This window comes from Bacillus thuringiensis, assembly GCF_022095615.2.
In the GTDB taxonomy this organism is placed as follows: domain Bacteria; phylum Bacillota; class Bacilli; order Bacillales; family Bacillaceae_G; genus Bacillus_A; species Bacillus_A cereus_AG.
Map to the genome: position 1 here is coordinate 1932185 of NZ_CP155559.1, position 12357 is coordinate 1944541.

A 12357-nucleotide genomic window follows, 5' to 3' on the forward strand; every position below is an offset into this window, starting at 1 on the left:
GATGAGAAGAGGGATTGTTTTGAAGTGTATAAATTGTGGGCAACTTTGCAAGGGAAATCAGTTGAATTGTGAAAGTTGCCAGCGGACCTTGCATAATGAACAAGGTGAAGGAAGCTCGCTAATAGACAAGGAATTAGAAGTATATGTAGGGAGACAATATCCGTATTACAAAAAGAAATGGGAGCTTGAGGATAAGCGGATTGCTAGGTGGAGCTGGAATGGTTGGGCAGCTATTTTTAATGTAGGTTGGCTTGGATATCGTAAGTATTATGTACCTGCAGCTTTGTTTGTATTGTTATTACTAGCATGCGATGCATTTTCTTATTATATGGGTTTCAACGTAGCACTGCCGATCATTAATATGGTGCCTCTAACGTTTCTATTACTTGTTTTTATTTTATTTGGAATGGCGATTTTTGCGAATGGATTATATTATCAATTTGCAGAAAGGCGTATATATCGAATAAAAGCACGAGAGATTCAAGATGAATCGGTTGAGAAGTATCTCATTCGTGATAGTGGTGGAACGAGTAAAATGGGAGCAACAATTGTTACGATTTTAGCAGTTGCTAGTATCTTTTTCAGCCATTTCTTTTTCCCGACTGATCGAGATATTATTCAAAAGGTCCGTGCAGGCTCACTATATGAATATCCGTTCTTTTCAATTGGTGAATCGTTTGAAAATTATTTTAGAAATCCAGGTTGGGTATATTATCGTGGCACCGAAGGATTAGAATTGGTAGAGTTTCAAGGAGAAAGTCCTGATATGCCAAGGAAAAAGGTGACGATCCAGTTTGTTGTTGATTATAAATTGGGTGAGATTGAGCCGTACTCACTTACAATTAATGGAGAATCCAAAAATGAGGAAGAGTTTTTGAAGATAATGGACGAAATATTTAAAGTTCAAAATCCATTTGACATAGAGGATGGATTACAAGTAAAAGCAATAGAAAAAGAAGCGGATAGAAGGGTGTTCTATCCGCTTCTTTTTTTACTGTACAAAAATAATATTTGAAATAATCTGAATCTTTTGTATAATAATATATATTATACTGGCTTTCATTTATACATATAGATTGGGGGAAGGAAGAATGAAGAGAAAGGTAACAACGATTGCTGCAGTTGCATTATCAACTAGTGTATTAATTGCAGGTTGCGGAAATGGGGAGAAGGCATCTACAACGAAGAAAGAAGCAGGTAAGGGAGCAGCAGATAAGCAAGTATTAAACTTACTAGAATCAGCAGAAATTCCTTCAATGGATACGTCAAAATCGACAGACTCTGTATCATTCCGTGCCTTTGTCAATGCAATGGAAGGGTTATATCGTTTGGACAAGGATAATAAGCCAACTCCAGGTATGGCAAAAGATGTGAAGATTAGTGAAGATAAAAAGACATATACATTTGAATTACGTGATGCAAAGTGGTCAAACGGCGATCCCGTTCGAGCGCAAGATTTTGTATATGCATGGCAACGTACATTAGATAAAGCACTAGCTGCAGAATATGCATTCATTTTATTTGATGTGAAAAATGCACAGAAAGTAAATAAAGGAGAATTACCGTTAGATCAATTAGGAGTGAAAGCGAAGGATGATAAAACGTTAGTAGTAGAATTAGAACAACCAGCACCATATTTCCTTGAGCTTACTTCATTCCCAACATTTTTCCCTTTAAATGAAAAATATGTGAAAGAACAAGGGGATAAATATGCATTAGAAGCAGATAAACTATTATACAATGGACCATTTACGATGAGTGAATGGAAACATGAACGAAGTTATCAGTTAAAGAAAAACCCTAATTATTGGGATAAAGATACTGTGAAGTTAGAAGAAATTAATGTGAATATTGTGAAGGAAACGAGCACGGGAGTAAATTTATATGATAGTGATCAAGCAGATCGAGTTATTTTAAGTTCTGAATTCGTTGATAAATATAAAAAGAATAAGCCAGATGAATTTAAAACGAAGTTAGATCCACGTATGTATTTCTTACGTTTTAACCAAAAAAATGCAACGTTTAAAAACCAAAAAGTTCGTGAAGCGATTGATCTGGCATACGATAAAAAAGGAATTGCCAATGTTATTTTAAATGACGGATCATTACCAGCATATTTCTTAGTACCTGAGAAATTTACGACAGGACCAGATGGGAAAGATTTCCGTTCTGTAAATAAAAATTTCCGTGATAGTAAAGACAATGCAGAAAAAGCAAAAAAATTATGGGAAGAAGCGAAGAAAGAGCTTGGCCAAGATACAATTACAGTAGAATTTCTAAATGATGATAACGGTAGCCGTAAAAAAGTGGGCGACTTTATTAAAGAAGAGTTAGAGAAAAATTTACCTGGTATTAAAGTGAATTTGAAACAACAACCATATAAGCAGAAGCTAGAATTAGAAAAGAAATTTGAATATGAATTCTCATTATCGGCATGGAGTCCGGACTATCCAGATCCAATGACTTATATTGATATGTTTGTTACTGGAAGCTCATTTAATGAAATGGATTATTCTAACCCGAAGTATGATGATTTAGTAGCGAAATCAAAAGGAGAGTTATTAAAGGATGATAAAGCACGCTGGAATGCACTTGCGGAAGCTGAAAAAATCTTAATTGGTCAAGATGCTGCTATTTCTCCTACGTACCAACAAAGTACGGCATATTTAGAAAAACCATACGTGAAAGGTATTGCGAATCATACGTTCGGTGGGGACTTTAGTTATAAATGGGCATATATTACAAAGAAATAGTATAATAAAAGATGAGTGAATTTTCGCTCATCTTTTATTTGTATAGGAGGAACTAGAGTTGTTAAAGGGAATCAATCATCTTTGTTTTTCAGTGTCTAATTTAGAACAATCTATTATATTCTACGAAAAAGTACTAGAAGGAGAATTATTAGTTAAAGGAAGAAAACTCGCATATTTCAATATATGTGGGGTATGGGTAGCACTTAATGAAGAAACACATATTCCGAGAAATGAGATTCATCAATCTTATACGCATATTGCGTTTTCAGTTGAACAGAAAGACTTTGAACGTCTACTGCAGCGATTAGAAGAAAACGATGTTCATATTTTACAAGGAAGAGAACGGAATGTAAGGGATTGTGAGTCTATCTATTTTATTGATCCTGACGGCCACAAATTTGAGTTTCATTCAGGGACATTGCAAGACCGACTTAATTACTATAAAGAAGATAAACCTCACATGGCATTTTACTAAGGGGGAAAGAAGTTGCATGCGCTAGTAATTGGCGGAACAGGAATGCTAAAGAGAGTTTCTATGTGGCTTTGTAAGCAAGGATTTCATGTCTCTATTATTGGACGAGATGAAGTGAAATTAGAAAATGTTAAGCGAGAGAGTGCCGCGCCAGAAAGTATCACATGCCTTTCGTTAGATTATCATAATGACGGCGATATAAAGCTAGCTATTAAAAGTACAATTGAGCGGAATGGCCCAATAACATTAGTTATCGCATGGATACACGCAAGTGCGAAGGGGACGTTATCACTCATTTGTAGAGAATTAGACTTATCGTCTGAAACATACAACGTTTTTCATATTCTAGGTAGTAAAGCGTCGCGTATGCCCGCACAAAAAATAGGAGGTACGCGGTGTAGCTACCATAGAATAATATTAGGTTTTATATTAGAAAATACATACGGGAGATGGCTTACCCATGAAGAAATATCGGATGGTGTAATAAAAGGAATTGAGAGTAAATGTGATGAATGGATTGTAGGACGAGTAGAACCGTGGGAATTGCGGCCAACATGGTAAGGGGGAATGAGAAATGAAAACAACTGTATATGTAACAAGGCACGGTGAAACGGAATGGAATGTAGCGAAGCGAATGCAAGGGCGGAAAAATTCTGCTTTAACTGAAAATGGTATGCTACAAGCGAAGCAATTAGGAGATCGAATGAAAGATTTATCTATCGATGCGATCTATAGTAGTCCGAGTGAAAGAACCCTTCATACTGCAGAGTTAATAAAGGGAGAGCGTGATATACCGATAATCGCGGATGAGCATTTCTATGAAATTAACATGGGTATATGGGAAGGACAGACAGTCGATGATATAGAAAGGCAATATCCAGACGAAATACAATTGTTTTGGTATGAGCCACATCTTTTTCAGTCAACATCAGGAGAAAATTTTGAGTCTGTTTATAAAAGGGTAATTGAGGGGATACAGCTTCTTTTAGAAAAGCATAAAGGAGAAAGTATATTAATTGTTTCCCATGCGGCAGCGGCAAAACTACTTGTAGGACATTTTGCGGGTATTGAAATAGAAAATGTGTGGGATGATCCATTTATGCATAGTGCTAGTCTAAGTGTAATAGAATTTGAAGAAGATAAAGGTGAAGTGAAGCAATTTGCAGATATAAGTCATTTTCAATGAACGTAAAAAAGGCCGCAAAACGGCCTTTTTTTGTAGGCATAAAAACTAGCAATTACGTTTTTTATACCAGAAGTGATCGAATTTCTTGTTTTTGCAAGATGGGAATTTATGTCCGCCTTTGCAATCATTCCATTTGTGTCCATTATCGTGACAGTCTCTGCCATGATCACATGAATCATCGCACGAGTGACCGTCTCTATGCGGGAAGAATTCGCACTTTTTACAGAAGCTTCGTTTTGTCCAGAAAAATTTCTTTTCAAAGCGTATGCATTTTGTAACGAACGTACAATGCTTCCTACGCGTCACTTTCGTAACTAAAACGCATTCTTTTCTACGCGTTACTTTCGTAACAAACGTCCATTTTTGAACGCGTACACGAGTGCATTTCGTAACAAATGTCCATTTTTTTACATGCGTACATTTTGTAACGAACGTACAATGTTTCACACGAGTACATCTTGTTCTTGGACATTTACCCCCAGTTGTACATTTACATCCTGTTGTACATCGATGATGAGAGAATTTATCATCATCGCACTCAAAAACACTTGGATCTTGATGTAAAAAATCCTCCATCCCAGCACTTTTGATTTCTTCAACCGCTTTTCTAATATCACGTTTCATAGAAATCCTCCTTATCATGTATTAAGTTGAAAAGGTATTCTTTTTCCTTAACATGATATGAGATATGACGTCTTTCTGAACAGGACAAGAGTGTAATTTTATATAAATAGATGATAGCGGATGTATGGACAAGGCAAGGCGCATACATTGAATGAAGAGAACTGAGAAGGGATGAGAAAATATGCTACCTTCATATGATTTTTTTATTCACCCAATGTACGTAGTGGAATTGAAAAAAGACATTTGGTCAGAAAGTCCAGTACCAGCAAAATTAACTTATGGAAAAAAGAAGTATGATATTGATATCGTATACCGAGGTGCTCATATTCGTGAATTTGAGAAAAAGTCTTATCATGTTATGTTTTATAAACCGAAAAAATTTCAAGGTGCGAAAGAGTTTCATTTAAATTCGGAGTTTATGGATCCATCTCTCATACGAAATAAATTATCTTTAGACTTTTTTCACGATATTGGTGTGCTTTCGCCAAAATCACAACATGTATTTATGAAAATTAATGGTCAAATTCAAGGTGTATATTTACAGTTAGAATCAGTTGATGAAAATTTTTTGAAAAATAGAGGATTACCAAGTGGCTCTATTTATTATGCGATAGATGATGATGCGAATTTTTCTTTAATGAGTGAGAGAGATAAAGATGTGAAGACTGAGCTCTTTGCGGGTTATGAATTTAAATGTTCGAATAAAAATAGTGAAGAACAACTGAGTGAATTTGTCTTTCAAGCGAATGCTTTGTCGAGGGAAGCTTATGAAAAAGAAATTGGGAAGTTTCTACATGTCGATAAATATTTAAGGTGGTTAGCTGGCGTTATTTTTACACAAAACTTTGATGGTTTCGTTCATAACTATGCACTATATCATAATGATGAAACAAATTTATTTGAAGTGATACCGTGGGATTATGATGCGACTTGGGGGCGAGATGTACAAGGGAGACCACTTAATCATGAATATATTCGTATTCAAGGTTATAATACGTTAAGTGCAAGGTTATTAGATATACCTGTATTTAGAAAACAATACCGAAATATTTTGGAAGAAATATTAGAAGAACAATTTACCGTTTCGTTTATGATGCCGAAAGTTGAAGGTTTGTGTGAATCGATTCGTCCATATTTACTACAAGATCCATATATGAAAGAAAAGTTAGAAACATTTGATCAAGAAGCCGATATGATTTATGAATATATAAATAAAAGAAGAAAGTATATACATGACCACTTACATGAATTGGATTAATTTTGAAAGAGATTGGAACATTATCAATCTCTTTTTTTGTATAATAAAGATGTATCAATAAAACTGACTTACTATTCAATTAAAAGAGTATGGGGGATGTGGAAACATGACGGTAAAATGGATTGATTGGGTAAAACAAATACAAGCTATAGCCCAAGCGGGTTTAACGTATTCTAAAGATGTGTATGATATAGAGCGTTTCCAACAATTACGGGATATTTCCATTTCGATGATGTCACATTACACAAAGACAGATTGGGAAGTTGTAGAGAAGTTATTTGCAAGTGAGACAGGCTATCAAACACCAAAAGTTGATATAAGAGCAGTCGTTTTTCAAAATGAAAAGTTATTATTTGTGAAAGAAAAAAGTGATGGGAAATGGGCATTGCCAGGTGGATGGGCCGATATCGGCTATACGCCAACAGAAGTAGTAGCGAAAGAAGTTATAGAGGAGACGGGTTATGAAGTGGATGATTTTAAGCTACTCGCTATATTTGATAAAGAAAAACATCAACCATCGCCTTCAACAACACACGTATACAAAATTTTTATTGCCTGTAAGATTATTGGTGGCGAAAAGAAAACTAGCATTGAAACAGAAGATGTGGAGTTCTTTGGCGAGAATGAATTGCCTAATTTATCGATTGCTAGAAATACAGAAGAGCAAATTAAAGAAATGTTTGCCTACATGAAAGAACCTGAGAAAGAAACATTAATAGATTAATCATGCTTATGACGATAATATTGTTGGAATGAAGATATTGGCAGAATGCGACCTTTATGTAATAATGGGATGGTATGTGAAGAAAAAAGGAGATAGAAAATAAAATGTTAGCAAGCATAATAGATCAGTTATTGCAATTTTTTGCAAGCTTAGGTTACTTTGGAGTAGCGCTAGCTTTAATGATTGAAATTATCCCGAGTGAAATCGTACTTTCGTATGCTGGATTTTTAGTAGCGGATGGTAAAATTAGTTTTGTTGGTGCAGTTATCGCCGGAACTATTGGTGGTACGTTAGCCCAAATCTTTTTATACTGGCTTGGATATTACGGAGGGCGTCCGGTTGTAGAGAAATATGGGAAATATCTACTTATCAATAAACACCATTTAGACATAGCGGAAGGTTGGTTTAAGCGTTACGGAGCAGGAGTGATCTTTTCTGCACGCTTTATCCCAGTCGTACGTCATGCAATCTCTATCCCAGCAGGATTAGCTAAGATGCCATTAAAACTATTTACACTGTATACTGTGGTTGCGATTATTCCATGGTCAATACTATTTATATACTTAGGTGAAAAGCTTGGTGGAAATTGGAGACACATTAAAGAGTATGCATCTGATTACACACATTACATAATTATAGGAGCTGTTCTCTTTGTTGCTCTATACTTCGGTTTAAAGTATTTCAAAAAGAAAAAAGCAGCGCGTTAAAGTCAATGATTGTTCATTGGCTTTTTTTATTTGTTTCGGTTCTAAAAAAAAAGAGTTGTCCATAATGTATAATAATAAAGCGTAGCGGAGGAATGTGATGAAAGGGTCACCGTTTATACGTGGAACGATATTTTTAACGATGGCAACGATGATATCTAAAATGTTAGGATTTATATATGTTATACCGTTTACAGCAATGGTCGGTACGAGTGGGTACGTTTTATACACGTATGCTTATCGTCCATATACGATTATGCTCAGCATTGCGACGATGGGACTACCACTTGCAGTTTCAAAAATGGTATCAAAATATGATCAACTGAATGATTATCATACCGTTAAGAGAGTACTTAAGAGTGGTATCTTTTTTATGTTAATAATGGGAGTCATCTCATGTTTTGCGCTATATATATTAGCTCCACATTTAGCTAAACTTGTAATCGATGGAAATGATCAAACGGGGAATAGTATAACAGCTGTCACTAATAATATTCAAATTGTAAGTTTTGCGTTAATACTTGTACCAGTAATGAGTTTATTAAGGGGCTTCTTTCAAGGATTTCAATCGATGGGGCCTTCTGCTCTAAGTGTAGTTGTCGAGCAATTTTTTCGGGTCTTAACCATATTAATAGGAAGCTTTGTCGTTTTATATATTTTAAAAGCTTCTGTCTCGCTAGCTGTTGGTATTTCAACGTTCGGTGCTTTTATGGGAGCGATAGGTGGATTAACAGTTTTAAGTGCGTATTATATAAGAAGGAGAAAGCACTTAAAGAAAAAAGAGATGGCAAGTATACCGCAAACAACAAAATCTTTCTTCTCGCTGTACAAGGAGCTCTTTACATATTCAATACCGTTTGTTGTGGTTGGTTTAGCAATTCCGTTGTATCAGACGATTGATACATTTACAATTAATAAACTACTTATACAAATAGGGTATATGCAAGGAGAAGCGGAGAAGATTAATGCGATAATTGGTCTTGTCCAGATGGTTGTACTTATCCCGGTTTCCGTTGCGACTGCTTTTAGTATGTCTCTCGTACCTGAGATGACAAAAGCCTATACAGCAGGGAATGTGAAGTTACTGTACAAACATTTTACGAGGACGAATGTATTAGTAGTAGGTATTACGGTACCAGCGGCGATTGGAATGATGTTGTTAGCAAAACCAGTATATACTCTTTTATTTGGTGCCGGAAATGATCCGGAGATGGGGAGAGTTATTTTACAGTATTATGCTCCTGCCTGTATACTATTTTCGCTTTTTACAGTAACAGCTGCGATGTTACAAGGAATTAATCAACAACAGAAAACAGTGCTAGGATTAGTAATTGGTATTATTGTGAAGATAGTTTTAAATATCGTATTGCTTCCGTATTTCGATTATGTAAGTTTTATTATTTCAACATACGCTGGTTATACGATTTCAGTGGGCTTTAACTTGTGGATGCTTTCTAAATATGTTATAAAGGCAACATAAGCTTTTTAAGGCAGAGAGCGCTCTGTCTTTTTCTTTGTTTATAATATTTTTCTTATAAAAACGTTTTCAAAATAATTTTTCTATTGAAATTTAAACGTATGTTTCATATGCTGAGAATGGCGGTTCAAAAACTGTTATGTAAGAGAGGTAGATTCCTACATGTAAAAAGAATCGGGGTGATAGTATGTTAAATATTTATTTAACAGACCGAAACGGAAAACTACAAGAGGTTGAGGAAATGCAAAAGGGTTGCTGGATTAATGTACTTCATCCAACGGAAGAAGAAATTCAATATCTAGTACAAACTTTAAATGTAGACTTAGATTTCATTAAAGACCCTTTAGATGATGAAGAACGCTCTCGTATTGAAAAGGAAGACAATAATACTTTAATAATCGTGGATATTCCAACAGTTAGACATGATGAAGAAGGAAATTCGATTTATGACACGATTCCAATAGGTATGATTGTAATGCCAGATTGCTTCGTGACAATTTGTTTAGAAGAAAACCCAATTTTTGAACGTTTTATTAATCAACGTATTAAAGAATTTTATACGTTTAAAAAGACACGCTTTGCACTGCAGCTCTTATATACGATTTCTACTTATTATTTAAGATACTTAAAGCAAATTAACAGAAAAACAATCGATTTAGAGCATCAATTAAATAAGTCGATGAAAAATAAAGAGATTTTCACATTGTTAGGCCTTGAAAAAAGTTTAGTATACTTTACAACATCATTAAAGGCGAATAAAATTGTAATTCAAAAATTAATGCGAAATAGTACATTTTTAAAAATGTATGAAGACGATCAAGATTTATTAGAAGATGTATTAATCGAAAATAAACAGGCTATTGAAATGGCGGAAATATATAGTCACATTTTAAGTGGAATGATGAATACTTTTAGCTCTGTTATATCGAATAATTTAAACAGTGTTATGAAACTGTTAACGTCTATTACAATCATTTTATCGTTACCAACAATGGTCTCTAGTTTCTTTGGAATGAATGTAAAGGTTCCCTTTGAAGGTGAGGCTCAAGGTTTTGTAATTGTACTTATAATATGTTTAACATTATCTTGCGCTTTAGCATTTGTATTTTGGAAGAAACGATACTTTTAACGATAAGAAAGCTGCTCTAGCATAGTTGTATAACTGCGCTAGAGCAGCTTTTTTGCTATGAAATCCAAAGTTTTGAATAGAATATAACTTATAAAATGTAATGTATATGAAGGGAGTGAATTCCGTATAAGTCTTGTCCAATTCATAAAATGGGGTTAAAATTACATATTGTTAATGAAAAGTTGGAGGAAATACATCATGGAATTGTTTCAATTACCGAAAGCATTCCTGCAGATGAATACAATCTTTATCTCCATATTGATCGAAGCACTTCCTTTTGTGCTTATTGGTGTATTTATTTCAGGATTTATTCAAATGTTTGTGACAGAGGATATGGTAGCAAAATGGATGCCGAAAAATCGTTTTCTGTCCGTTTTAATGGCTACTTTTTTAGGTATGTTGTTTCCAGGTTGTGAATGTGGAATTGTTCCGATTGTAAGGCGATTAATCGGAAAAGGGGTTCCGCCATATGCCGGGATTGCATTTATGTTAACGGGGCCAATTATCAATCCGGTCGTATTATTTGCAACATATGTTGCCTTTGGAAGTAGTATGCACATGGTATGGTATCGTTCTATTGTAGCGATTATCGTAGCAATTATCGTTGGAATTATATTATCATTTATGTTTAAAGAACATCAATTAAGAGATGATCACTTCCCAGAAGTGAATCATAAGCGTCCATTACGTAAAAAAATGTGGGATGTATGTACGCATGCTGTTGAGGAATTTTTCTCGATGGGAAAATATTTAGTGTTAGGTGCGTTAATTGCAGCTGCAGTTCAAACGTTCGTACAAACTTCAACACTTCTTGCTATAGGACAAGGACCGTTTTCTTCACCAGCTGTTATGATGGGACTAGCTTACATTTTATCACTTTGTTCAGAAGCGGATGCATTTATTGCTTCGTCATTCCAAAGTACGTTTTCAACAGCATCACTTGTCGCGTTCCTCGTATATGGACCGATGGTGGATATTAAAAATATGTTTATGATGCTTGCGACATTTAAAACGAAATTTGTAATTGTCGTTACAGTTACAGTTACACTTGTTGTTTATGCAAGCTCACTACTCATTTATGCGATGGGGTGGTAGGTTATGTTTCGAGCATATATATTATTAGGTTTTACAATCTTAATCGCGCAGCTTCATATTTCAGGTAATATTACGAAGTATATCAATATGAAGTATGCCTATTTATCAAAAACAGCAGCAATTATTCTAGGTTTCTTAACGATTGTACAAATTATTATCGTTTTCCAAAAAGAGCATCAAAAAGAAAAAGAAAAAGAAAAAGAAAAAGAACAGCACAATTGCGGATGTGATCATAGTCATTGTGGGCACGACCATTCAAAAGATGAAAATACATGGTGGAAACGAACATTTTCGTATACTTTGTTCTGTTTTCCAATTGTCTCAGGATTATTTTTCCCGATTGCGACACTAGATTCGGATATTGTTAAAGCGAAGGGATTTCATTTTCCAGTAGCACAAGCAGAAAGTAAAGATCCGTTTATGACAAGGCAATTTCTAAGACCGGACACGAGTATTTATTACGGAAAAGAAGGATACCGTGGTGTAATGGAAAAAGGGAAGAAAGAGTTTGTTACGAAAGACAATATTGCTTTAAAAGACGAGGACTTCTTAAAAGGTATGGAAACGATTTATAATTATCCTGGCGAATTTACTGGGAAAAAATTATCTTTTAAAGGGTTTGTGTTCAAGGATGATTCTTCTAAAAAAGAACAATATTTCTTATTCCGCTTCGGTATTATACATTGTGTAGCGGATTCGGGTGTATATGGTATGTTAGTGAAAAAACCAGAAGGGGTAGAATGGAAAAATGATGATTGGATTCAAATAGAGGGAGAAATTTCTACTGAATTTTATCAGCCGTTCCATGCGAATATCCCTGTTTTAGAAGTAACGAAATGGAATAAAGTTGAACAGCCAAAAGAACAATATGTATTTAGAGGAGCCGATTGATCACATCGGTTCTTTTTTGTGGACTAAGAGTTCTGAATGTTGTT

13 protein-coding genes are annotated in these 12357 nt (G+C 34.8%); 12 read left to right on the forward strand and 1 reads right to left on the reverse strand.

Going from position 1 to position 12357, the window contains the following annotated elements; genetic code table 11:
- Position 1: 1 nt before the first annotated feature.
- From KZZ19_RS09950 to KZZ19_RS09970, 5 genes are all read left to right on the forward strand, one after another.
- The gene (locus KZZ19_RS09950) at positions 2-1015 is read left to right on the forward strand and encodes a DUF2628 domain-containing protein (protein WP_237980952.1); all 1014 of its coding nucleotides are present in this window, start codon (positions 2-4) and stop codon (positions 1013-1015) included.
- Positions 1016-1091: 76 nt separating this feature from the next.
- Positions 1092-2753 (forward strand): peptide ABC transporter substrate-binding protein, encoded by a 1662-nt coding sequence (locus tag KZZ19_RS09955; RefSeq protein ID WP_237980953.1) that lies wholly within the window; start codon positions 1092-1094, stop codon positions 2751-2753.
- A gap of 58 nt (positions 2754-2811) precedes the next feature.
- Positions 2812-3228, forward strand: a complete 417-nt coding sequence (fosB, locus tag KZZ19_RS09960; protein ID WP_088096137.1) for a FosBx1 family fosfomycin resistance bacillithiol transferase — start codon at positions 2812-2814, stop codon at positions 3226-3228.
- 12 nt (positions 3229-3240) lie between these two features.
- The gene (locus tag KZZ19_RS09965; RefSeq protein WP_237980954.1) at positions 3241-3786 is read left to right on the forward strand and encodes a short-chain dehydrogenase; all 546 of its coding nucleotides are present in this window, start codon (positions 3241-3243) and stop codon (positions 3784-3786) included.
- Positions 3787-3799: 13 nt separating this feature from the next.
- A complete protein-coding gene (locus KZZ19_RS09970; protein WP_237980955.1) occupies positions 3800-4411 on the forward strand; it encodes a phosphoserine phosphatase 1 in 612 nt (203 codons plus the stop codon).
- A 45-nt stretch (positions 4412-4456) separates the two neighbouring features.
- On the opposite strand, the gene exsB is transcribed toward KZZ19_RS09970, so the two are convergent.
- Positions 4457-5035, reverse strand: a complete 579-nt coding sequence (gene exsB / locus KZZ19_RS09975; protein ID WP_237980956.1) for an exosporium protein ExsB — start codon at positions 5033-5035, stop codon at positions 4457-4459.
- Between the two features lie 181 nt (positions 5036-5216).
- On the opposite strand from exsB, the gene cotH reads away from it, so the two are divergent.
- The 7 genes from cotH to KZZ19_RS10010 all read left to right on the forward strand — a co-directional run bounded on the left by cotH (position 5217) and on the right by KZZ19_RS10010 (position 12313).
- Positions 5217-6293: a spore coat protein CotH gene (gene cotH / locus KZZ19_RS09980; protein ID WP_237980957.1), complete on the forward strand. Its 1077-nt coding sequence runs from the start codon at positions 5217-5219 to the stop codon at positions 6291-6293.
- Between the two features lie 106 nt (positions 6294-6399).
- Positions 6400-7017: an NUDIX hydrolase N-terminal domain-containing protein gene (locus tag KZZ19_RS09985; protein ID WP_237980958.1), complete on the forward strand. Its 618-nt coding sequence runs from the start codon at positions 6400-6402 to the stop codon at positions 7015-7017.
- Positions 7018-7121: 104 nt separating this feature from the next.
- Entirely contained in the window at positions 7122-7724 is a 603-nt protein-coding gene (locus KZZ19_RS09990) for a DedA family protein (RefSeq protein WP_000881202.1), read from the forward strand.
- Between the two features lie 97 nt (positions 7725-7821).
- Entirely contained in the window at positions 7822-9201 is a 1380-nt protein-coding gene (locus KZZ19_RS09995; protein ID WP_087980887.1) for a putative polysaccharide biosynthesis protein, read from the forward strand.
- 184 nt (positions 9202-9385) lie between these two features.
- Positions 9386-10327: a magnesium transporter CorA family protein gene (locus KZZ19_RS10000; protein ID WP_060630554.1), complete on the forward strand. Its 942-nt coding sequence runs from the start codon at positions 9386-9388 to the stop codon at positions 10325-10327.
- Between the two features lie 198 nt (positions 10328-10525).
- Positions 10526-11422, forward strand: a complete 897-nt coding sequence (locus tag KZZ19_RS10005) for a permease (RefSeq protein ID WP_088096143.1) — start codon at positions 10526-10528, stop codon at positions 11420-11422.
- Between the two features lie 3 nt (positions 11423-11425).
- Entirely contained in the window at positions 11426-12313 is an 888-nt protein-coding gene (locus KZZ19_RS10010) for a TIGR03943 family putative permease subunit (protein ID WP_237980959.1), read from the forward strand.
- Positions 12314-12357 lie beyond the last annotated feature (44 nt).

What these genes read in the sequence shown, in the direction of transcription:
- KZZ19_RS09950 (WP_237980952.1), top strand. Translation starts at nt 2, where the DNA reads ATGAGAAGAGGGATTGTTTTGAAGTGTATAAATTGTGGGCAACTTTGC.
- KZZ19_RS09955 (WP_237980953.1), top strand. Translation starts at nt 1,092, where the DNA reads ATGAAGAGAAAGGTAACAACGATTGCTGCAGTTGCATTATCAACTAGT.
- KZZ19_RS09970 (WP_237980955.1), top strand. Translation starts at nt 3,800, where the DNA reads ATGAAAACAACTGTATATGTAACAAGGCACGGTGAAACGGAATGGAAT.
- exsB (WP_237980956.1), bottom strand. Translation starts at nt 5,035, where the DNA reads ATGAAACGTGATATTAGAAAAGCGGTTGAAGAAATCAAAAGTGCTGGG.
- cotH (WP_237980957.1), top strand. Translation starts at nt 5,217, where the DNA reads ATGCTACCTTCATATGATTTTTTTATTCACCCAATGTACGTAGTGGAA.
- KZZ19_RS09985 (WP_237980958.1), top strand. Translation starts at nt 6,400, where the DNA reads ATGACGGTAAAATGGATTGATTGGGTAAAACAAATACAAGCTATAGCC.
- KZZ19_RS09990 (WP_000881202.1), top strand. Translation starts at nt 7,122, where the DNA reads ATGTTAGCAAGCATAATAGATCAGTTATTGCAATTTTTTGCAAGCTTA.
- KZZ19_RS09995 (WP_087980887.1), top strand. Translation starts at nt 7,822, where the DNA reads ATGAAAGGGTCACCGTTTATACGTGGAACGATATTTTTAACGATGGCA.
- KZZ19_RS10000 (WP_060630554.1), top strand. Translation starts at nt 9,386, where the DNA reads ATGTTAAATATTTATTTAACAGACCGAAACGGAAAACTACAAGAGGTT.
- KZZ19_RS10005 (WP_088096143.1), top strand. Translation starts at nt 10,526, where the DNA reads ATGGAATTGTTTCAATTACCGAAAGCATTCCTGCAGATGAATACAATC.
- KZZ19_RS10010 (WP_237980959.1), top strand. Translation starts at nt 11,426, where the DNA reads ATGTTTCGAGCATATATATTATTAGGTTTTACAATCTTAATCGCGCAG.